Below are 22,022 nucleotides of genomic sequence, written 5' to 3'. Positions count from 1 at the left end.
GACCGTCTGCGTGTGCCCCGTACCGTATATGGGTTCGCTGAGGATTCGGCAGCGCCGGTAGGCTCTGACCACGGGCGCAGCCCGCCGCAAGCCTCCCGTACCGACACAAACGAAGGACGATCGTGCTCATTGCCGGGTTCCCCGCCGGGGCCTGGGGGACGAACTGTTATCTCGTCGCCCCCGCCGCCGGTGAGGAGTGCGTGATCATCGACCCCGGCCACCAGGCCGCTGCCGGAGTGGAGGAGGCGGTCCGCAAGCACCGGCTCAAGCCGGTCGCCGTCGTCCTCACGCACGGCCACCTCGACCACGTCGCCTCGGTCGTCCCCGTCTGCGGCGCGCACGACGTACCGGCCTGGATCCACCCCGACGACCGGTACATGATGAGCGACCCCGAGAAGGCGCTGGGCCGCTCCATCGGCATGCCGCTGCTGGGCGAGCTGACCGTGGGGGAGCCGGACGACGTCAAGGAACTGACCGACGGCGCGACGCTTCAGCTTGCGGGCCTGGAGTTCGGCGTCTCGCACGCGCCGGGCCATACCAAGGGGTCGGTGACCTTCGGCATGCCCGAGGCGGCGGACATCCCGCCGATCCTGTTCTCGGGCGACCTGCTGTTCGCCGGCTCCATCGGACGCACCGACCTGCCCGGCGGTGACATGGCCGAGATGCTCGACTCGCTGGCCCGCGTGTGCCTGCCGCTCGACGACTCGACCGTGGTGCTGTCCGGCCACGGCCCCCAGACGACCATCGGCCAGGAGCGCGCCACCAACCCGTATCTGCGGCAGGTGGCCGCCGGCCTGGGAGCCCAGGAGGCTCCCCGACGAGGAATGTGACGAGACCTTCCGTGAGCACCTTCAAGGCCCCCAAGGGCACGTACGACCTGATCCCGCCGGACTCCGCCAAGTACCTCGCCGTCCGCGAGGCCATCGCCGCCCCGCTGCGCAACTCCGGCTACGGCTACATCGAGACGCCCGGCTTCGAGAGCGTCGAGCTGTTCGCCCGCGGGGTCGGCGAGTCGACGGACATCGTGACCAAGGAGATGTACGCCTTCGAGACCAAGGGCGGCGACAAGCTCGCCCTGCGCCCCGAAGGCACCGCGTCCGTGCTGCGCGCCGCCCTGGAGGCCAATCTGCACAAGGCGGGCAACCTCCCGGTCAAGCTCTGGTACTCCGGCTCGTACTACCGCTACGAGCGCCCCCAGAAGGGCCGCTACCGCCACTTCTCCCAGGTCGGCGCGGAGGCGATCGGCGCCGAGGACCCGGCGCTGGACGCCGAGCTGATCATCCTGGCCGACCAGGCGTACCGCTCGCTGGGCCTGCAGAACTTCCGCATCCTGCTCAACAGCCTGGGCGACCAGGAGTGCCGCCCGGTGTACCGCGCGGCCCTGCAGGACTTCCTGCGTGGCCTGGACCTGGACGAGGACACCCGCCGCCGCGTCGACATCAACCCGCTGCGCGTGCTGGACGACAAGCGCGAGTCGGTGCAGAAGCAGCTGACCGGGGCCCCGCTGCTGCGCGACTACCTGTGCGACGCGTGCAAGGCGTACCACGAGGAGGTCCGCGAGCTGATCACGGCGGCGGGCGTCGCCTTCGAGGACGACCCCAAGCTGGTGCGCGGCCTCGACTACTACACGCGCACCACCTTCGAGTTCGTCCACGACGGTCTGGGCTCCCAGTCCGCGGTGGGCGGCGGCGGCCGCTACGACGGCCTGTCGGAGATGATCGGCGGCCCCGCGCTGCCCTCCGTCGGCTGGGCCCTCGGCGTCGACCGCACCGTCCTGGCCCTGGAGGCCGAGGGCGTCGAGCTCGAACTCCCCGCCACCACCAGCGTCTTCGCGGTCCCGCTCGGCGAGGAGGCCCGCCGCGTGCTGTTCGCGAAGGTCACCGAGCTGCGCAAGAACGGCGTCGCCGCGGACTTCAGCTACGGGGGCAAGGGCCTCAAGGGCGCCATGAAGAACGCCAACCGCAGCGGCGCCCGCTACACGATCGTGGCCGGTGAGCGCGACCTCGCCGAGGGCGTCGTCCAGCTCAAGGACATGGAGTCCGGCGAGCAGATCGCCGTCGGCGTGAACGAGATCGTGGCGGAGCTGGAGTCACGGCTGGGCTGAGCGCCGACCGGTCGCGGCTCGATCGAGTCGCGGATCAGGACGGGGGCGGCCGTGCACCGGCGCCCCCGTCAACTTCCGTCCCGTTCTCGTACCCCTCGCCTTCCAGCCTTTATGTTCCGCGAACGGTGAACCCACAGTCCCGTGCGGCACAATGGCCCTGCCCGAAGCAGGTCCACACTCTCTAGTGACGGAATCGGCGTGATGAGCAAGACGACAGTCAAGGACGTCGCCATGGAGCCCGAACACTCGCCTTCGCAGCAGCGCACGGCCGGCGCGCGGCGCGCCGAGGGCAGCAGCCGGGCCCTCGCCCTGCTCCTGGTGATCACCGGCGCGGCCGGGGTGCTCGCGGCCTGGGTCATCACGCTCGACAAGTTCAAGCTGCTCGAGGCCAAGGTCAAGGGCGAGACCTTCACGCCGGGGTGCAGCCTCAACCCGGTCGTCTCCTGCGGCAGCGTCATGGAGAGCGACCAGGCCTCCGTCTTCGGCTTCCCCAACCCGATGCTCGGCCTCGTCACCTACGGCATCGTGGTCTGCGTCGGCATGAGCCTGCTCGCCGGCGCCCGCTTCCCGCGCTGGTACTGGCTCACGTTCAACGCGGGCACCCTCTTCGGCGTCGTCTTCTGCGCCTGGCTGACGTTCCAGTCGCTGTACCGGATCAACGCCCTGTGCCTGTGGTGCTGCCTCGCCTGGGTCGCCACGATCATCATGTTCTGGTACGTGACGTCGTTCAACGTCCGCAACGGCTTCCTGCCCGCGCCCGGCTGGCTCAAGAGCTTCTTCGGCGAGTTCACCTGGGTCATGCCCGTGCTGCACATCGGCATCATCGGCATGCTGATCCTGACCCGCTGGTGGGACTTCTGGACCGGCTGACGGCGTCGGCACGACTGTCAGTACCGTGATTTAGGGTTCTTGTCGTGGAGCCCGACCTGTTCACCGCCGCAGCCGAAGAACGCCAGGAGAAGGACCCGACCGGCAGCCCCCTGGCGGTCCGGATGCGCCCGCGCACCCTCGACGAGGTGGTGGGCCAGCAGCACCTGCTGAAGCCCGGCTCCCCCCTGCGCAGACTGGTCGGCGAGGGCGCCTCCGGCCCCGCCGGACCGTCCTCGGTGATCCTCTGGGGGCCGCCCGGCACCGGCAAGACGACCCTGGCCTATGTCGTCTCCAGGGCCACCAACAAGCGCTTCGTCGAGCTGTCGGCGATCACCGCGGGCGTCAAGGAGGTCCGCGCGGTCATCGACGGCGCCCGCCGTGCCTCCGGCGGGTACGGCAAGGAGACCGTCCTCTTCCTCGACGAGATCCACCGCTTCAGCAAGGCCCAGCAGGACTCCCTGCTCCCGGCCGTCGAGAACCGCTGGGTCACCCTGATCGCCGCGACCACCGAGAACCCGTACTTCTCGGTGATCTCCCCGCTGCTGTCCCGCTCGCTGCTGCTGACCCTCGAACCCCTCACCGACGACGACATCCGCGACCTGATCCGGCGGGCCCTCACCGACGAGCGGGGCCTCAAGGACGCCCTCGCCCTTCCCGAGGACACCGAGAGCCACCTGCTGCGCATCGCCGGCGGAGACGCCCGCCGCGCGCTCACCGCCCTGGAGGCCGCCGCCGGGGCCGCCCTCGACAAGGGCGAGACGGAGATCGCGCTGACCACGCTGGAGGAGACGGTCGACCGGGCGGCGGTGAAGTACGACCGCGACGGCGACCAGCACTACGACGTGGCCAGCGCCCTGATCAAGTCCATCCGCGGGTCCGACGTCGACGCCGCGCTGCACTACCTGGCCCGCATGATCGAGGCCGGCGAGGACCCCCGCTTCATCGCCCGCCGCCTGATGATCTCCGCCAGCGAGGACATCGGCCTCGCCGACCCGAACGCCCTGCCCATCGCCGTCGCCGCCGCCCAGGCCGTCGCCATGATCGGCTTCCCCGAGGCCGCCCTCACCCTCAGCCACGCCACCATCGCCCTGGCCCTCGCCCCCAAGTCCAACGCCGCCACGACCGCGATCGGCGCCGCCCTGGACGACGTACGCAAGGGACTGGCCGGACCGGTGCCGTCGCATCTGCGGGACAGCCACTACAAGGGCGCGACCAAGCTCGGACACGGCAAGGGGTACGTGTATCCGCACGACCTGCCCGAGGGCATCGCCGAGCAGCAGTACGCCCCGGACGCCCTCAAGGACCGCGAGTACTACGAGCCCACCCGGCACGGCGCCGAGGCGCGCTACGCGGACGCGGTGGAGTGGACGAGGAAACACCTCGGTCGGAAGCGGCCCTGACCACCCTGTAGACTTGCCCGAAGCGCTGCGTCCCGTGCTGTCAGAACGGGACAGTCAGCCGGAGCAGGTCGAGGACCCCGGTCCCCGGATCGGCTCCAGGAGCGTCGCGCACCGTCGAACGGTGTCGCGGGCAGCCCACCACCACCCGGGATCCCGGGACCGGTCGGTGGGCCACTCGCGTGCTGCACGTATGTGCCCAGACCAGGGGAGCGGCTGCCCACCGAGTCCGTCAGGACGCGGCGGGATTCCCCGGCTGCGGATGCGACCTCCCACCACCCTGACAAGCCGAATCCAGGAAATGAGAGACAAGTGGCGAACCAGTCCCGCCCCAAGGTCAAGAAGTCGCGTGCCCTCGGCATCGCGCTGACCCCCAAGGCCGTCAAGTACTTCGAGGCCCGTCCGTACCCGCCCGGTGAGCACGGCCGTGGGCGCAAGCAGAACTCGGACTACAAGGTCCGTCTGCTGGAGAAGCAGCGTCTGCGCGCGCAGTACGACATCTCCGAGCGTCAGCTGGTCCGCGCCTACGAGCGTGCCTCCAAGGTCCAGGGCAAGACCGGTGAGGCCCTGATCGTGGAGCTGGAGAAGCGCCTCGACGCGCTGGTCCTGCGCTCGGGCATCGCCCGCACGATCTACCAGGCCCGCCAGATGGTCACCCACGGCCACATCCAGGTCAACGGCAAGAAGGTCGACAAGCCCTCCTTCCGTGTCCGCCCGGACGACGTCGTGCAGGTCCGCGACCGCTCCAAGGAGAAGACGCTCTTCACGATCGCTCGTGAGGGTGGCTTCGCCCCCGACGGTGAGACCCCGCGCTACCTCCAGGTGAACCTCAAGGCCCTGGCGTTCCGCCTGGACCGCGAGCCGAACCGCAAGGAGATCCCGGTGGTCTGCGACGAGCAGCTCGTCGTCGAGTACTACGCCCGCTGACCCCAGCAGGCGCGCGGTATCTCAGCCCGCCGCCTCCCCGCCCTTCCGGGTGGGGGAGGCGGCGGGTTCCTGCGTTCCGGAGGCCGGTGGCGGCTGCGGCAGGGGGCCGTGCGCAGCCGGAGTGCGGGCCGGCCCCACGGGCCGGCGCAGCGCACGGCGCACCGCCTCGTCCCGGCCCAGCGCTTCCCCCCGCCGCACACACTCCTCGTACCGCTCGTCGCCCAGCCCCGCACGGGCGATCCGCTCGCACAGCTCGTGCGGACCGTTGTAGTAGGCCGAACCGAACAGCGGCAGCCCGACCGACGGCCACATCCGCCGCGCCGCGCCCTGCAGCACCGCCGCCTCCGCCGCGTCCCCCTCCGCCGCCGTGACCAGGGCGAGCAGTTCCAGTGACAGCACCGAACCCAGCAGATCGCTGAATCCGTGGGCGGCGCCGAGACAGTCGCCGAGCAGCTCCCGGGCCGTGCCCGGATCGCCCTCGCTCCAGGCCGCGTAGGCCAGGACGTACAGCGCGTAGGTGCGGGCCCACCGCTCGCCGTGGTCGTCGCACACCCGGCGCACGTCCTCGCACAGTCGCACCGCTTCCGGCAGGTCCCCCTGGAAGGCGCGGGTCATCGCCAGCTCGACCTGGCCCATCAGCACGTTGCTGTTGAGCTCCCCGATCTCCGCATAGCGCTCCAGCGCCGAACGCAGCAGCGTCTCCGCCCGCGGCATGTCGTCGCTGACCAGGGCCAGACAGCCGGTGCGGTGCTCCGCGTACGCCAGCGCCGTGGGGCACGCGGCCCGCTCCGCCTCCCGGCGGCACTCCTGCAGCGCCGCCAGCGCGGGCACCGTGTCGCCCTGGAGGATCGCCACATAGCCCAGCACCCACAGAGCCTTCAGCCGGGACTGGTCGTGACCCGAGTCCAGCCGCACGGCCTGCTCCAGCCAGCGCCGCCCCTCCGACAGGCGCCCGCAGCCGACCCAGTAGAACCACAGCGAACCGGCGAGGTGCTGGCCCAGATGCGCCTCGTCCGGCTCGGCGAGACCGTACTCCAGGGCGCAGCGCAGATTCGGCAGCTCCGCCTCCACCCGCTCGGCGATCTCACCCTGCCGGGGCGAGAACCAGTCCAGCTCGCACCAGGTGGCGAACCCCAGGTACCAGTCCCGGTGCCGCCGCCGCAGCCGTTCCGCCTCGCCGGTGGCCTCCAGCCACTCGGCGCCGTACGCGCGCAGCGTGTCCAGCATCCGGTAGCGCACCCCGGCCGCGGTGTCCTCCCGCGTCACCACCGACTGGGCGAGGAGCGCGGACAGCACGTCGAGCACGTCCTCGGCGGGCAGTCCGTCGCCGCCGCACACGTATTCGGCCGCCTCCAGGTCGAACCGCCCCGCGAAGACCGACAGCCGCGCCCACAGCAACCGCTCCTCGGGCGTGCACAGTTCATGGCTCCAGCCGATCGCCGTACGCAGCGCCCGGTGCCGGGGCAACGCGTCCCGGCACCCCCCGGTCAGCAGCCGGAACCGGTCGTCGAGCCGCTCCAGGATCTGCCCCGGGGACAGCGCGCCCAGCCGGCCCGCCGCCAGCTCGATCGCCAGCGGCAGCCCGTCCAGCCGCCGGCACAGCTCCCGCAGCTCGCCCTCGTCCCCGCACGCCACGGCCCGCTGCCCCGCACGCACCTCCAGCAGCCGGACCGCCTCCTCCTCGCCCAGCGGAGCCAGCGCGACCAGCCGCTCCCCGGCCACGGACAGCGCCCTGCGCCCCACGGCGAGCACTCTCAGTCCCGGCGCCCGCCGCAGCAGCTCGGCCACCAACTCGGCGCACGCCTCCACCAGATGCTCGCAACCGTCCAGCACCAGCAGGAGCTGACGCTCCGCCACATGGCCCAGCAGGCTCTCGCGCGGCGACCGGGTGGTGTGATCGGTCAGGCCGAGGGCCTCCATCACGGCGTAGTCCAGGAACTCCGGATCCGTCAGCGGCGCCAGCTCCACCCGCCACACCCCGTCCGGCGGCGCGCAGTCGGCGGCGACCCGCGCGGCCAGCCGCGACTTGCCGACCCCGCCGACCCCGGTCACCGTCACCAGCCGCGAGCCGTCGAGCGCCCGCCGCAGCTCGGCCCGTTCCGCCGCGCGGCCCACGAAGGCGTCGGGCTCGAGGGGCAGATTGCCCGGCACCGGGGTGCCGTCGCGCCGAAGATCCCACATAGGGCACGGAGCGTACTCAGTCGTATGCAGTCCGTACAATCGCTTCCCGCAACTCCACCGGCGCCGGACCGTAATCCGGTACGGAGTCCCATCACCGGCGCGATAGGCTCGGTGACACGACTTTCTCGATGTTCAGGCACGTTTCAGGGAGCGGGTGCACGCAGTGTCCGGTGGAGAGGTGGCCGGGATCCTGGTGGCCGTCTTCTGGGCGATCCTGGTCTCCTTCCTCGCGGTGGCTCTCGCGAGGCTGGCCCAGACGCTCAGGGCGACCACCAAGCTCGTGGCGGACGTGACCGACCAGGCCGTCCCGCTGCTGGCCGACGCCTCCGCGGCGGTGCGCTCCGCGCAGACCCAGATCGAACGGGTCGACGCGATCGCCTCCGACGTCCAGGAGGTCACCTCCAACGCCTCCGCGCTGTCCACCACCGTCGCCTCCACCTTCGGCGGCCCCCTGGTCAAGGTCGCCGCCTTCGGCTACGGCGTGCGCCGGGCCCTGGGCGGCCGCAAGGACGAGGCGCCGGCCGGGGCACCGGGCCGCACCGTGATCGTGGGCCGTACCGTCCCGGGCGCACGGCGCGACAAGCGCACCCGGGGAAACCGCGGAAAGAGGGACTGACCCAGCGATGTTCCGCCGAACGTTCTGGTTCACCACCGGCGTCGCCGCCGGCGTGTGGGCCACCACCAAGGTCAACCGCAAGCTGAAGCAGCTGACGCCCGAGCACCTCGCCGTCACCGCGGCGAACAAGGCGCTCGAGGCCGGCGGCCGGCTCAAGGACCGGGCGGTGGACTTCGCGCTCGAGGTCCGCGACAACATGGCCCAGCGGGAGGCCGAACTGGGCGACGCGCTCGGCATCAACGCCCCCGTCGACCGCGAACTCCCCGCCCCCCGGGGCTACGCCGTCATCGAGAACCGCAACAAACCCCCGTACGTCGAGGGCTTGACGTACAAGACGTACCCGTACAACCGGAATGAGGACCACTGATGGAGTCGGCCGAGATCCGCCGCCGCTGGCTGAGCTTCTTCGAGGAGCGCGGGCACACCGTCGTCCCGTCGGCGTCGCTCATCGCGGACGACCCGACTCTGCTGCTCGTCCCGGCCGGCATGGTGCCCTTCAAGCCCTACTTCCTGGGCGAGGTCAAGCCGCCCTTCGCCCGCGCCACCAGCGTCCAGAAGTGCGTGCGCACGCCGGACATCGAAGAGGTCGGCAAGACCACCCGGCACGGCACCTTCTTCCAGATGTGCGGCAACTTCTCCTTCGGCGACTACTTCAAGGAAGGCGCCATCAAGCTCGCCTGGGAGCTGCTCACCACGTCCCAGGACAAGGGCGGCTACGGCCTCGACCCCGAGCGTCTGTGGATCACCGTCTACAAGGACGACGACGAGGCCGAGCGCATCTGGCACGAGGTCGTCGGCGTGCCCAAGGAGCGCATCCAGCGCCTGGGCATGAAGGACAACTACTGGTCCATGGGCGTCCCCGGCCCCTGCGGCCCCTGCTCCGAGATCAACTACGACCGCGGCCCCGAGTTCGGCCCCGAGGGCGGCCCCGCCGTCAACGACGAGCGGTACGTGGAGATCTGGAACCTCGTCTTCATGCAGTACGAGCGGGGCGAGGGCACCGGCAAGGACAACTTCGAGATCCTCGGCGAACTGCCCAGCAAGAACATCGACACCGGCCTCGGCCTGGAGCGCCTCGCCATGATTCTGCAGGGCGTGCAGAACATGTACGAGATCGACACCTCCATGGCCGTCATCGACAAGGCCACCGAGCTGACCGGCGTCCGCTACGGCGACGCCCACGCCTCGGACGTCTCCCTGCGCGTGGTCACCGACCACATGCGCACCGCCACCATGCTCATCGGCGACGGCGTCACCCCGGGCAACGAGGGCCGCGGCTACGTGCTGCGCCGCATCATGCGCCGCGCCATCCGCAACATGCGCCTGCTCGGCGCCACCGGCCCGGTCGTCAAGGACCTGATCGACGTCGTCATCGGCATGATGGGCCAGCAGTACCCCGAGCTGATCACCGACCGCGAGCGCATCGAGAAGGTCGCCCTCGCCGAGGAGAACGCCTTCCTCAAGACGCTCAAGGCCGGCACCAACATCCTCGACACGGCCGTGTCCGAGACCAAGGCCGCCGGATCGGCCGTGCTGCCCGGCGACAAGGCCTTCCTGCTCCACGACACCTGGGGCTTCCCGATCGACCTCACCCTGGAGATGGCCGCCGAGCAGGGCCTCTCCGTGGACGAGGAGGGCTTCCGCCGCCTGATGAAGGAGCAGCGGGAGCGCGCCAAGGCCGACGCCCAGGCCAAGAAGACCGGCCACGCCGACCTCGGCGCCTACCGCGAGATCGCCGACCGGGCCGGTGCCACCGACTTCATCGGCTACACCGACACCGAGGGCGAGTCCACCATCGTCGGCATCCTCGTCGACGGCGTCTCCTCGCCCGCCGCCACCGAGGGCGACGAGGTCGAGATCGTTCTCGACCGCACCCCCTTCTACGCCGAGGGCGGCGGCCAGATCGGCGACACCGGCCGGATCAAGGCCGACTCCGGTGCCGTCATCGAGGTCCGCGACTGCCAGAAGCCGGTCCCGGGCGTCTACGTCCACAAGGGCGTCGTCCAGGTCGGCGAGGTCACCGTCGGCGCCAAGGCCCACGCCTCCATCGACGCCCGCCGCCGCAAGGCCATCGCCCGCGCCCACTCGGCCACCCACCTCACCCACCAGGCCCTGCGCGACGCCCTCGGCCCGACGGCCGCCCAGGCCGGCTCCGAGAACCAGCCCGGCCGCTTCCGCTTCGACTTCGGCTCCCCGTCCGCCGTCCCGCAGACGGTGATGCTCGACGTCGAGCAGAAGATCAACGAGGTGCTCGCCCGCGACCTCGACGTGCGCGCCGACGTCATGGGCATCGACGAGGCCAAGAAGCAGGGCGCCATCGCCGAGTTCGGCGAGAAGTACGGCGACCGCGTGCGCGTGGTGACCATCGGCGACTTCTCCAAGGAGCTGTGCGGCGGCACCCACGTGCACAACACCGCCCAGCTGGGCCTGGTGAAGCTGCTCGGCGAGTCCTCCATCGGCTCCGGTGTGCGCCGTATCGAGGCCCTCGTCGGCGTGGACGCCTACACCTTCCTCGCCCGCGAGCACACGGTCGTCAACCAGCTCACCGAACTGCTCAAGGGCCGCTCCGAGGAGCTTCCCGAGAAGGTGGCCGGCATGCTGGCCAAGCTCAAGGACGCCGAGAAGGAGATCGAGAAGTTCCGCGCCGAGAAGGTGCTCCAGGCCGCCGCCGGGCTCGCCGAGTCCGCCAAGGACATCCGCGGCATCGCCGTCGTCACCGGCCAGGTCCCGGACGGCACCGGCGCCGACGACCTGCGCAAGCTGGTCCTCGACGTCCGCGGCCGTATCCAGGGCGGACGCGCCGCCGTCGTCGCCCTGTTCACGGTGAACAACGGCAAGCCGCTCACGGTCATCGCCACCAACGAGGCCGCCCGCGAACGCGGACTGAAGGCCGGTGACCTGGTCCGCACCGCCGCCAAGACCCTCGGCGGCGGCGGAGGCGGCAAGCCGGACGTCGCCCAGGGCGGCGGCCAGAACCCCGCCGCCGTCGGCGAGGCCGTCGAGGCCGTCGAGCGCCTGGTCACGGAGACGGCCAAGTAATGCGCCGAGGACGCCGTCTCGCCATCGACGTCGGGGACGCCCGCATCGGGGTCGCCTCCTGCGACCCCGACGGGATCCTCGCCACCCCGGTGGAGACGGTCCCCGGCCGGGACATCCCGGCCGCCCACCGCCGCCTCGGGCAGCTCGTCGAGGAGTACGAGCCCATCGAGGTCGTCGTCGGCCTCCCTCGCTCCCTCAAGGGGGGCGAGGGCCCGGCCGCGGCCAAGGTCCGCGGATTCGCGCAGGAGCTGGCCAAGGGCATCGCCCCCGTCCCGGTCCGGCTGGTCGACGAACGCATGACGACGGTCACAGCGAGCCAGGGACTGCGCGCCTCCGGCGTGAAGTCCAAGAAGGGCAGATCGGTCATCGACCAGGCAGCCGCCGTGATCATCCTCCAGCAGGCCCTTGAATCCGAACGGGTGTCAGGCAATGCACCCGGCGAGGGCGTCGAAGTGGTCATCTGATCGCGATACGGTAACGTTCCGCGCGATGCGGCGGTGTTCGAACAGCCGCCGCACAGAGAGAGGCGGAACGGAAGCCGGGGTCTTCAGGTGGCCGGGCGACCACCGCCTCGCGGCTCTAGGGGATCGATGACTGAGTATGGCCGGGGCCAAGGCTCCGAACCGTGGCATCCGGACGACCCGTTGTACGGGGACGACGGATGGGGAGGACAGCAGGCCCAGCAGGGTCAGCAGTCCCCCTACGGCGGCCAGCCGCAGCACTATCCGCAGCAGCCGCAGACGCAGCAGTACGGCGACTGGGGCACCACCGAGCAGAACGGATACAGCGAACAGCAGTATCCGCAGTACGACCAGCAGTACGCCGCGCAGCATCAGCAGCACCAGCAGCAGCACTACGACAACGGCGGCTGGCACACCGGCACCCACCCGCAGGACCCGTACGGCGCCGCTCCCCAGGACCCGTACGGCCAGCAGGGCGGAACGTACGGCGGGCAGCACTCCGACTACTACGGCACCCCGGAGGCCTACCCTCCGCCCGAGCCCCCGAGCCGCCGCCGCGCCGAACCCGAGCCGCAGACCGACTGGGACCCCGGCCCCGACCAGGGCGAACACGCCTTCTTCGCGGGCGGCGGCGACGATGACGACGACGGCTACGACGAGCCGGGCGACCGCCGTCGCCGGGGCGGCCGGGGCGGCAAGGAGAAGAAACGCCGCAGCGGCTGCGCCTGCCTGGTGGTGGCACTGGTGTTCGGCGGCGGTATCGCCGGTGTCGGATATGTCGGGTACCAGTTCTACCAGGATCGTTTCGGCAGCGCCCCGGACTTCGCAGGGGACGGCAACGGTCAGCAGGTCAGCGTCACGATCCCCAAGGGCGCGGGCGGCTACGCCATCGGTCAGACACTCAAGAAGGCCGGCGTGGTCAAGAGCGTCGACGCCTTCGTCGCTGCGCAGGCGAGCAACCCGCAGGGCAAGTCGATCCAGGACGGCGTGTACACCCTGGAGAAGGAGATGTCGGCCGCAAGCGCGGTCGAGCTGATGCTCAGCCCGAAGAGCCGCAACAACCTGGTCATCGCCGAGGGCAGGCGGAACGCCCAGATCTACAAGGACATCGACACCCGTCTCGAGCTCAAGGCCGGCACCACCGCCAAGGTCGCCAAGGAGGACTGGGAGAAACTCGGGCTCCCGGACTGGGCGACGGGCCACAAGAACGTCAAGGACCCGCTGGAAGGATTCCTCTTCCCCTCCAGCTACGGCGTCTCCAAGGGGCAGAAGCCCGAGGACGTCCTCAAGCGCATGGTCGCGCAGGCCACCGACGTCTACGAGAAGCTCGACGTCGAGGCGAAGGCCGAGAGCCTCGGTCTGAAGGACCCCTGGCAGCTCGTCACCGTCGCCAGCCTCGTCCAGGCCGAGGGCACGAGCCACGACGACTTCCGCAAGATGGCCGAGGTCATCTACAACCGGCTCAAGCCCGGCAACACCGAGACCAACGGCATGCTGGAGTTCGACTCCACGTACAACTACGTCAAGAACCAGAGCAAGATCGACCTCACACTCGAGGAGCTCCGGAACTACGACAACCCGTACAACACGTACTACTACAAGGGCCTGCCGCCCGGACCCATCGGCAACCCCGGTGAGGAGGCGATCAAGGGCGCGCTCGACCCGACCGACGACGGCTGGTACTACTTCATCTCGCTCGACGGGAAGACCAGTAAGTTCACCAAGACCAACGCCGAGCACCAGAAGCTGGTCGACAAGTTCAACGCCTCGAGGAACAACTGATGGTCGCACCGCGCCGGGCTGCCGTACTCGGCTCCCCGATCGCCCACTCCCTCTCCCCGGTGCTGCACCGCACCGCGTACGCGGAGCTGGGGCTCGAGGGCTGGACGTACGACCGCTTCGAAGTGGACGAGAAGGCGCTGCCGGAGTTCTTCGAGACGCTGGGGTCCGAGTGGGCGGGCCTGTCGCTGACCATGCCGCTGAAGCGGGCCGTGATCCCGCTGCTGGACTCGATCAGCGACACCGCGGCCTCGGTCGACGCGGTCAACACGGTCGTCTTCACCGCCGACGGCCGCCGCACAGGCGACAACACCGACATCCCCGGCATGATCGCCGCCCTGCGCGAGCACGGCATCGACAAGGTGGACACCGCGGCCGTCCTCGGCGCCGGCGCCACCGCCTCCTCCGCCCTCGCCGCGCTCGCCCGCATCTGCACGGGCGAGGTCACCGTCTACGTGCGCAGCGCCGCCCGCGCCGCCGAGATGCGCGAGTGGGCCGAGCGGCTGGAGGTCACGGTCCGCATCGCCGACTGGGCCGACGCGGAGGAGGCCCTGCACGCCCCGCTCGTGATCACCACCACCCCGGCCGGTGTCACCGACCCCCTCGCCCGTGCCGTCCCGGAACGCCCGGCCGCCCTCTTCGACGTGCTCTACGACCCCTGGCCGACCGTCCTCGCGGCCCGCTGGTCGGCGTACGGCGGCGCGGTGGTCAGCGGCCTCGACCTGCTGGTGCACCAGGCGGTCCTCCAGGTCGAGCAGATGACGGGACGCTCCCCGGCGCCGCTGGAGGCCATGCGAAAAGCGGGCGAGAGGGCTCTCGCGGCCCGCTAAGATCCACTCTCGGTTCCGCAGAGGGCGGAACACGGGAGGGGAACGACGTCCATGTCCACAGGCATCCCGCTGGCCGGCTGGAAGACCCAGATATTCGAGTCGGTGCTGGGCTTTCTGCCCGACTGGGTGCAGATCACGGTGCTCGGCCTGATCGTGCTCGCCGTCCTCGCCCACTGGACTCTCAAGATCAAGCGCAAGATCGCCCACCGCCGCGCCGTCCGCTCCGGACAGCCGGTCCACGCCGGCGCCCAGTACGGCCAGGGACGAGGCGCCGACTACCTGGGCCAGTACGCCGCACCCCAGCCCCCGCAGCCCGCACCGGTCCAGCAGCGGAGCGGGGCGGACTTCCTCGGCGCCTACGCCCCTCACCAGCGCTCCCAGGACGGCTCGGCCTGACCGCAGGCGTCCGCCTGATGGACCGGCGGCCGGACACCCGGCCCGGACGTGGGAGGATCGGAGGTGGCGGGCCGGGGCCGCGCACCCCGTTCACGCCGCAGTCGTACGCGAGGACGCGCGTGCGCAGGGCAGTACCAGGGCGCGAGCACTGAGGAGCACCGTTGAGCAGGTTGCGCTGGCTGACCGCGGGGGAGTCCCACGGTCCCGCACTCGTCGCGACGCTGGAGGGCCTTCCCGCCGGCGTGCCGATCACCACGGACATGGTGGCGGACCATCTCGCGAGGCGGCGGCTGGGCTATGGGCGCGGTGCCCGGATGAAGTTCGAGCGCGACGAGGTGACCTTCCTCGGCGGTGTCCGGCACGGTCTCACCCTGGGTTCCCCGGTCGCGATCATGGTGGGCAACACCGAGTGGCCCAAGTGGGAACAGGTCATGGCGGCCGACCCGGTGGACCCGGAGATCCTGGCCGGCCTCGCGCGCAACGCGCCACTGACCCGCCCGCGCCCCGGCCACGCCGACCTCGCCGGCATGCAGAAGTACGGCTTCGACGAGGCCCGCCCGGTGCTGGAGCGCGCCTCCGCCCGCGAGACGGCCGCCCGCGTGGCCCTCGGGGCCGTCGCCCGGTCGTACCTCAAGGAGACGGCCGGTGTCGAGATCGTCAGCCACGTCGTCGAGCTGTGCTCGGTGAAGGCACCGCAGGGCGTGTACCCGACGCCGGCCGACGTCGAGAAGCTGGACGCCGACCCGCTGCGCTGCCTGGACGCGGACGCCTCGAAGGCGATGGTCGCCGAGGTCGACCAGGCGCACAAGGACGGCGACACGCTCGGCGGCGTGGTCGAGGTGCTGGCCTACGGTGTGCCCGTGGGTCTCGGCTCGCACGTGCACTGGGACCGCAAGCTGGACGCCCGCCTGGCCGGCGCGCTCATGGGCATCCAGGCCATCAAGGGCGTCGAGGTCGGTGACGGCTTCGAGCTGGCCCGCGTGCCCGGATCCAAGGCGCACGACGAGATCGTGAACACGCCCGAGGGCATCCGGCGCGTCTCCGGCCGCTCCGGCGGCACCGAGGGCGGCCTGTCCACCGGTGAACTGCTGCGGGTCCGGGCGGCGATGAAGCCGATCGCCACGGTGCCGAGGGCGCTCAAGACCGTCGACGTCACCACCGGTGAGGCGACGCAGGCCCACCACCAGCGTTCCGACGTCTCCGCGGTCCCGGCCGCCGGCATCGTCGCCGAGGCCATGGTCGCCCTGGTCCTGGCGGACGCGGTCGCGGAGAAGTTCGGCGGCGACAGCGTCACCGAGACCCGCCGCAACGTGCGCTCGTACCTCGACCACCTGGCCATCCGATGAGCGGGCCGCTGATCGTGCTGGTCGGCCCGATGGGCGTGGGCAAGTCCACCGTCGGGCAGCTCCTGGCCGACCGGCTGGGTGTCGGCTACCGGGACACCGACGACGACATCGTCGCCGCCGAGGGCCGCAGCATCGCCGACATCTTCGTCGACGAGGGCGAGCCCGCCTTCCGCGCGATCGAGAAGCGGGCCGTGCACACCGCGCTCACCGAGCACGAGGGCGTCCTCGCGCTCGGCGGCGGCGCGATCCTCGACGCCGACACCCGCGCCCTGCTCGCCGGACAGCGGGTCGTCTACCTCTCCATGGACGTCGAGGAGGCGGTCAAGCGCACCGGCCTCAACGCCGCCCGCCCGCTGCTCGCGGTCAACCCGCGCAAGCAGTGGCGCGAGCTGATGGAGGCCAGGCGGCACCTGTACGAGGAGGTCGCCACCGCCGTCGTCCCGACCGACGGCCGCACCCCCGAAGAGGTCACCGAAGCCGCCCTGGACGCACTGGAGTTGAAGGAAGCATGAGCGAGGCAGTGACGCGCATCCACATCGACGGCACCGCGGGCACCGACCCGTACGACGTCCTGGTGGGCCGTCAACTCCTGGGCGAGCTGGCCGGGTTGATCGGCCCCAAGGCCAAGCGGGTGGCCATCGTCCACCCCGAGGCCCTCGCCGAGACGGGCGACGCGCTCCGCGCCGACCTGGCCGGACAGGGCTACGATGCCATCGCCATCCAGGTGCCCAACGCGGAGGAGGCCAAGACCGCCGAGGTCGCCGCCTACTGCTGGAAGGCGCTCGGCCAGTCCGGCTTCACCCGCACCGACGTCATCGTGGGCGTGGGCGGCGGCGCGACCACCGACCTGGCCGGTTTCGTGGCCGCGACGTGGCTGCGCGGGGTCCGCTGGATCGCCATTCCGACCACCGTCCTGGCCATGGTGGACGCGGCCGTCGGCGGCAAGACCGGCATCAACACCGCCGAGGGCAAGAACCTCGTCGGCGCCTTCCACCCGCCCGCCGGTGTCCTCTGCGACCTCGCCGCCCTCGACTCCCTCCCGGTCAACGACTACGTCTCCGGCCTCGCCGAGGTCATCAAGGCCGGCTTCATCGCCGACCCGGTGATCCTCGACCTCATCGAGTCCGACCCCCAGGCGGCCCGCACCCCCGCGGGCCCGCACACCGCGGAACTCATCGAACGCTCGATCCGCGTGAAGGCCGACGTGGTCTCCTCCGACCTCAAGGAATCCGGCCTGCGGGAGATCCTCAACTACGGCCACACCCTCGGTCACGCCATCGAGAAGAACGAGCGCTACAAGTGGCGCCACGGCGCCGCCGTGGCCGTCGGCATGCACTTCGCCGCCGAACTCGGCCGTCTCGCGGGCCGCCTGGACGACGCGACGGCCGACCGCCACCGCACGATCCTCGAATCCGTCGGACTTCCCCTCCACTACCGCTACGACCAGTGGCCGAAGCTCCTGGAGACGATGAAGGTCGACAAGAAGTCCCGCGGCGACCTGCTGCGCTTCATCGTCCTGGACGGTCTCGCCAAGCCCACGGTCCTGGAGGGCCCGGACCCGGCCGTCCTGCTCGCCGCATACGGCGAGGTGGGGGAGTAACCCCTCGAGAACGCCCCGGCATGACGGGCACTCAGGGCCGCCCTCGCCCGTTCACACAATGACATCGCAGGGCGGTACCGTTCGGTAGGAAGCGGGGCCACCCCCTGCTGTCAATGCCCCATCGCCTGTACGAGACGGAGTGGCACCGGATGCAGCACGCAGTGGGTTCTCCGCTGCCGCCGCCCCATCAGCCGGGGCACGGACCGGCCCTCGGCTGGTCACCGGCCGCACACCACCCGGGCCCGCACCAGGGCCCCGCACCCGCGCCCACGCCGCCACAGGCGCCGGGCGGCTACACCGTGCCCCCGCCGCCCGCCGCGGGTGCCCAGCACCCGTCGGCCCCGCCGCCGGACACCACGGGCCATGTACCGCTCCCGCCGGGCGGCCCCGTCGCCGTACCCAGCCCACCGCAGGCCGCCGCGCCCCCCGACCCCACCGCCACCACCATCGCGGTCCTGCTCATCGGTCCCGCCGGTGCCGGCAAGACGAGCGTCGCCAAGTACTGGGCGGACCACCGCCGCGTCCCCACGGCCCACATCAGCCTCGACGACGTACGCGAATGGGTCCGCTCCGGCTTCGCCGACCCCCAGTCCGGCTGGAACGACAACTCGGAGGCCCAGTACCGCCTGGCCCGCCGCACCTGCGGCTTCGCCGCGCGCAACTTCCTCGCCAACGGCATCTCCTGCATCCTCGACGACGCGGTCTTCCCGGACCGCCCGGTCGTCGGCCTCGGCGGCTGGAAACGCCACGTCGGCCCCGGCCTCCTCCCGGTCGTCCTCCTTCCGGGCCTGGACATCGTCCTGGAACGCAACGCGGAACGCTCCGGCAATCGCCGCCTCAGCGACGAGGAGGTGGCCCGCATCCACGGCCGCATGGCCGGCTGGTACGGCTCGGGTCTGCCGATCATCGACAACTCCCAGCTGGACATACCGGACACGGCCCGGATATTGGACGACGTCCTGGCGAGGTCCATCGCGAGTCCCCCGAAGTGGTAGGCACGGGACTGTACTGACCCGAGCCGCATAGCTCCCGGCGCGTGCGCTGAGCGGGGGTGGGTTGTCGCTCGCCCGCGCTGGCGGGGTGCCGCTGCGCCCACCCGTGCCGCCCCAGCGGCACGACTGCCCGCAGCTAGGACGGATACGACTGCCCGCAGCTAGGGCGGATACGACTGCCCGCAGCTACGCAGCTACGCAGCTGGAGCCGCAGTCGCGGGGCGGCGTGAGGGGGTGTGGTGGGGCGGCGGAGGGCGCCGCTTAGCTGGTCCCCACGCCGGACCACTGTGGCAGCACAGGGAGGGGCGCGACTGCGGCGCCCTCCGCCGCCCCGCCGCACCCCCGACCCACAACCGCACCCCGGGCGCCCCCGTCCCCCCACTCGGCCCCGCTCGACCGGCGACATCCGGCCACCCCTCATAGGCTCGGGTCATGTCAGAGGTGTACGCGGTCCGCCGTACGCGGCTCCGGGAATGCTGCAACGCGGGCGGCAGCGCAGCGGCGCTGGTGTCCCGGCCCGCCAATGTGCGCTACCTCGCAGGCGCCGCCCCCGAGGGCGCCGTACTGCTGCTCGGCAGGACCGACGACGTCCTCGTCTGCACCGGCCCACCCGACGACCGGTCCCCCCAGTCCCGCCCCGACGACACCCTCCCCCTGCACCTCGTCCCGGGCACCACCACCGACCCCGCCCTCGCCGCCGCCCACCTCGCCGCAACCCAGGGCGCCGACTCCCTCGCCGTCGAGGAGCACCACCTCACCGTCACCCGCCACCGCGCCATTCGCGAGGCGGCCCCCACCCTCCGCCTCGCCAACATCGGCGGCGTCGTCGAACAACTCAGGATCGTCAAGGACGAGGAAGAGATCTCCTGCCTCCGCATCGGCGCCGAGATCGCCGACCAGGCCCTAGGCGAACTCCTCGAGTCCATCCTCGTGGGCCGCACCGAACGCCACCTCGCCCTGGAACTGGAACGCCGCCTCGTCGACCACGGCGCCGACGGCCCCGCCTTCCCCACCTCCGTCGCCACCGGCCCCAACGCCGGCCGCCGCGGCCACCGCCCCACCGACCGCCGCGTCGAGGAGGGCGACTTCCTCTCGGTCTGCCTGGGCGCCACCTACCGCGGCTACCGCTGCGAGATCGGCCGCACGTTCGTCATCGGCACCGCCCCCGCCGACTGGCAGATCGAGCTCTACGACCTGGTCTTCGCCGCCCAGCGGGCCGGCCGCGAGTCCCTGGTGCCCGGCGCGGCCTGCCGGGACGTCGACCGTGCGGCCCGCCAGGTACTGGACTCCGCGGGCTACGCCGACGCCCTCCCGGCCCTCACCGGTCACGGCGTGGGACTCGAAATCGACGAGGACCCTCAGTTGGCCCCGTCGGCCATGGGTAAACTGGACGCTTGCGTGCCGGTCACCGTCGAACCGGGGGTCCACCTCCCGGGCCGGGGCGGTGTCCGGATCGATGACACGCTCGTCGTACGCCCCGAGGCGGACGGCGGACCCGAGCTACTCACCATCACGACCAAGGAGCTGCTCGCGCTCTAGCCCTCGCGCTGTGCGCATGCCCGCCCCGGGGTCGTCCACGTCAGTCCAGTCCAGGAGAATCCTCAACCGTGGCTTCCACGAACGACCTCAAGAACGGCATGGTGCTCAAGCTCGAAGGCGGCCAGCTCTGGTCCGTCGTCGAGTTCCAGCACGTCAAGCCCGGCAAGGGCCCGGCCTTCGTGCGCACCAAGCTCAAGAACGTGCTCTCCGGCAAGGTCGTCGACAAGACCTTCAACGCCGGCGTCAAGGTCGAAACGGCCACCGTCGACAAGCGGGACATGCAGTTCTCCTACATGGACGGCGACTACTTCGTCTTCATGGACATGGAGACCTACGACCAGCTGCACATCGACCGCAAGGTCGTCGGCGACGCCGCCAACTTCCTCGTCGAGGGCTTCGAGGCCACCGTCGCCCAGCACGAGGGCGAGGTGCTCTTCGTCGAGCTCCCGGCCGCCGTCGAGCTGACCATCGCCGAGACCGAGCCGGGCGTCCAGGGCGACCGCTCCACCGGCGGCACCAAGCCCGCGACGCTGGAGACCGGCCACCAGATCCAGGTCCCGCTCTTCATCACCACCGGTGAGAAGATCAAGGTCGACACCCGCACCAGCGACTATCTCGGCCGGGTGAACAGCTAACCGTGGCTGCCCGCAACACGGCCCGCAAGCGTGCCTTCCAGATCCTCTTCGAGGGCGACCAGCGCGGCGCCGACGTCCTGACCGTGCTCGCGGACTGGATCCGGCATTCACGGTCCGACACCCGGCAGCCGCCGGTGAGCGAGTACACGATGCAGCTGGTCGAGGGCTACGCGGAGCACGCGAAGCGGATCGACGAGCTGATCGCCCAGTACTCGGTCGGCTGGACGCTGGACCGTATGCCGGTGGTGGACCGCAACATCCTTCGTCTCGGCGCGTACGAGCTGATCTGGGTCGACGAGACGCCGGACGCCGTTGTGCTGGACGAGATGGTGCAGCTGGCGAAGGAGTTCTCGACGGACGAGTCGCCCTCGTTCGTCAACGGGCTCCTTGGCCGGCTGAAGGAGCTGAAGCCGTCGCTGCGTCGGGACGCGTAGGTTCGCCCAGACGCCGTAGGGGTGCGGTCCTGTGCGCGGGTGCGGGTTGTCCGTGGCTTGTCGCGCAGTTCCCCGCGCCCCTTCAGCGGCGTTGTCCCTCACCGCGTATGAAAATGCCGCCGGGGTGGGAGAAACCCAAGAGGTTTCTCCCACCCCGGCGGCACGTTTCTGCTCAGTCCGGCGGAGCCTTACGCGTCCTCGTGCGAGGCCACCGCGCGGCGGGCGTCCGCGTCCAGGACGCCCCAGCTGATCAGCTGCTCGGTGAGGACCGAGGGCGACTGGTCGTAGATGACGGCGAGGGTGCGCAGGTCGTCCTGGCGGATCGACAGCACCTTGCCGTTGTAGTCGCCGCGCTGGGACTGGATCGTCGCCGCGTAACGCTGCAGCGGGCCCGCCTTCTCGGCCGGCACCGTGGCCAGCCGCTCCAGGTCCAGGACCAGCTTCGGCGGCGGCTCGGCGGCTCCGCCCGGGGTCGTGCCCGGCAGCAGCTCCTGCACCGGAACGCCGTAGAAGTCCGCCAGCTCCGCGAGGCGCTGAACGGTCACCGCGCGGTCGCCGCGCTCGTACGAACCGACCACGACCGCCTTCCAGCGTCCCTGGGACTTCTCCTCGACACCGTGGAGGGAAAGGCCCTGCTGGGTGCGGATCGCCCGGAGCTTGGCCCCGAGCTGTTTGGCGTATTCGCTGGACATATAGCTCCCCGGCACTGGGTCGACGCGGCGGGATGGGTTTCCTGCCGCGCAGCTGGTAACTCACTGTGAGGTTACGCAGCGTTACTCTCGCGCGTCAAGCCGAATGGTCCACACCGACTCTTCCGTGGTAACGAAGATCGCTTGCGCCGAACGGGTGATCCTGGCCTCCTCCGGGGGTGACCGG

General features: G+C 71.0%; 21 protein-coding genes. 19 read left to right on the top strand and 2 right to left on the bottom strand.

The features are described from left to right. Positions 1-122: 122 nt before the first annotated feature. The 5 genes from AB0412_RS13980 to rpsD all read left to right on the top strand — a co-directional run bounded on the left by AB0412_RS13980 (position 123) and on the right by rpsD (position 5,298). On the top strand, positions 123-830 hold the full coding sequence (locus AB0412_RS13980; RefSeq protein WP_366402802.1) for an MBL fold metallo-hydrolase: 708 nt from the start codon (positions 123-125) through the stop codon (positions 828-830). A gap of 11 nt (positions 831-841) precedes the next feature. Next, positions 842-2,104, top strand: coding sequence for a histidine--tRNA ligase (gene hisS, locus AB0412_RS13975; protein WP_366402801.1), 1,263 nt, complete (start codon positions 842-844; stop codon positions 2,102-2,104). 201 nt (positions 2,105-2,305) lie between these two features. Next, on the top strand, positions 2,306-2,974 hold the full coding sequence (locus AB0412_RS13970) for a vitamin K epoxide reductase family protein (protein WP_366402800.1): 669 nt from the start codon (positions 2,306-2,308) through the stop codon (positions 2,972-2,974). A 44-nt stretch (positions 2,975-3,018) separates the two neighbouring features. Next, positions 3,019-4,374: a replication-associated recombination protein A gene (locus AB0412_RS13965; RefSeq protein ID WP_366402799.1), complete on the top strand. Its 1,356-nt coding sequence runs from the start codon at positions 3,019-3,021 to the stop codon at positions 4,372-4,374. A gap of 309 nt (positions 4,375-4,683) precedes the next feature. Further along, positions 4,684-5,298: a 30S ribosomal protein S4 gene (gene rpsD, locus AB0412_RS13960; protein ID WP_366402798.1), complete on the top strand. Its 615-nt coding sequence runs from the start codon at positions 4,684-4,686 to the stop codon at positions 5,296-5,298. 21 nt (positions 5,299-5,319) lie between these two features. Here the strand turns inward: rpsD and AB0412_RS13955 are convergent, their stop codons facing one another. Then, on the bottom strand, positions 5,320-7,479 hold the full coding sequence (locus AB0412_RS13955; protein WP_366402797.1) for an AAA family ATPase: 2,160 nt from the start codon (positions 7,477-7,479) through the stop codon (positions 5,320-5,322). 154 nt (positions 7,480-7,633) lie between these two features. On the opposite strand from AB0412_RS13955, the gene AB0412_RS13950 reads away from it, so the two are divergent. The 14 genes from AB0412_RS13950 (at position 7,634) to nusB (ending at position 21,146) form a co-directional block, all read left to right on the top strand. Next, the gene (locus AB0412_RS13950) at positions 7,634-8,095 is read left to right on the top strand and encodes a DUF948 domain-containing protein (RefSeq protein WP_366402796.1); all 462 of its coding nucleotides are present in this window, start codon (positions 7,634-7,636) and stop codon (positions 8,093-8,095) included. A 7-nt stretch (positions 8,096-8,102) separates the two neighbouring features. Then, on the top strand, positions 8,103-8,462 hold the full coding sequence (locus AB0412_RS13945; protein WP_366402795.1) for a hypothetical protein: 360 nt from the start codon (positions 8,103-8,105) through the stop codon (positions 8,460-8,462). Continuing rightward, positions 8,462-11,134: an alanine--tRNA ligase gene (gene alaS / locus AB0412_RS13940; RefSeq protein ID WP_366402794.1), complete on the top strand. Its 2,673-nt coding sequence runs from the start codon at positions 8,462-8,464 to the stop codon at positions 11,132-11,134. Before AB0412_RS13945 ends, alaS begins: the two co-directional genes overlap by 1 nt. Next, positions 11,134-11,598 carry a Holliday junction resolvase RuvX gene (gene ruvX, locus AB0412_RS13935; protein ID WP_366402793.1) on the top strand — a complete coding sequence of 155 codons (465 nt, stop codon included), beginning with the start codon at positions 11,134-11,136 and terminating at the stop codon, positions 11,596-11,598. The genes alaS and ruvX overlap by 1 nt, the downstream gene beginning before the upstream one ends. A 126-nt stretch (positions 11,599-11,724) precedes the next feature. After that, positions 11,725-13,377 (top strand): endolytic transglycosylase MltG, encoded by a 1,653-nt coding sequence (mltG, locus tag AB0412_RS13930; protein WP_366402792.1) that lies wholly within the window; start codon positions 11,725-11,727, stop codon positions 13,375-13,377. Beyond that, entirely contained in the window at positions 13,377-14,204 is an 828-nt protein-coding gene (locus tag AB0412_RS13925) for a shikimate dehydrogenase (protein ID WP_366402791.1), read from the top strand. The genes mltG and AB0412_RS13925 overlap by 1 nt, the downstream gene beginning before the upstream one ends. A 51-nt stretch (positions 14,205-14,255) precedes the next feature. After that, complete coding sequence (locus AB0412_RS13920; RefSeq protein WP_366402790.1) at positions 14,256-14,600, top strand: hypothetical protein; 345 nt, start codon at positions 14,256-14,258, stop codon at positions 14,598-14,600. Positions 14,601-14,761: 161 nt separating this feature from the next. After that, positions 14,762-15,946 (top strand): chorismate synthase, encoded by a 1,185-nt coding sequence (gene aroC / locus AB0412_RS13915; RefSeq protein ID WP_366402789.1) that lies wholly within the window; start codon positions 14,762-14,764, stop codon positions 15,944-15,946. Then, entirely contained in the window at positions 15,943-16,458 is a 516-nt protein-coding gene (locus AB0412_RS13910; RefSeq protein WP_366402788.1) for a shikimate kinase, read from the top strand. Before aroC ends, AB0412_RS13910 begins: the two co-directional genes overlap by 4 nt. Next, positions 16,455-17,546 carry a 3-dehydroquinate synthase gene (gene aroB / locus AB0412_RS13905; RefSeq protein WP_366402787.1) on the top strand — a complete coding sequence of 364 codons (1,092 nt, stop codon included), beginning with the start codon at positions 16,455-16,457 and terminating at the stop codon, positions 17,544-17,546. Before AB0412_RS13910 ends, aroB begins: the two co-directional genes overlap by 4 nt. A gap of 149 nt (positions 17,547-17,695) precedes the next feature. Next, on the top strand, positions 17,696-18,541 hold the full coding sequence (locus tag AB0412_RS13900; protein WP_366402786.1) for a Pro-rich N-terminal domain-containing protein: 846 nt from the start codon (positions 17,696-17,698) through the stop codon (positions 18,539-18,541). Positions 18,542-18,970: 429 nt separating this feature from the next. Beyond that, entirely contained in the window at positions 18,971-20,077 is a 1,107-nt protein-coding gene (locus tag AB0412_RS13895; protein WP_366402785.1) for an aminopeptidase P family protein, read from the top strand. A gap of 68 nt (positions 20,078-20,145) precedes the next feature. Next, complete coding sequence (gene efp, locus AB0412_RS13890; protein ID WP_366402784.1) at positions 20,146-20,712, top strand: elongation factor P; 567 nt, start codon at positions 20,146-20,148, stop codon at positions 20,710-20,712. Positions 20,713-20,714: 2 nt separating this feature from the next. Next, positions 20,715-21,146, top strand: a complete 432-nt coding sequence (gene nusB, locus AB0412_RS13885) for a transcription antitermination factor NusB (protein WP_366402783.1) — start codon at positions 20,715-20,717, stop codon at positions 21,144-21,146. Between the two features lie 188 nt (positions 21,147-21,334). Here the strand turns inward: nusB and bldD are convergent, their stop codons facing one another. Continuing rightward, positions 21,335-21,838, bottom strand: a complete 504-nt coding sequence (bldD, locus tag AB0412_RS13880) for a transcriptional regulator BldD (RefSeq protein WP_006131213.1) — start codon at positions 21,836-21,838, stop codon at positions 21,335-21,337. Positions 21,839-22,022 lie beyond the last annotated feature (184 nt).

It is taken from the genome of Streptomyces sp. NPDC052012 (assembly GCF_040689265.1).
Taxonomy (GTDB): Bacteria; Actinomycetota; Actinomycetes; order Streptomycetales; family Streptomycetaceae; genus Streptomyces.
This window is presented reverse-complemented; position numbering and strand designations above follow the sequence as displayed.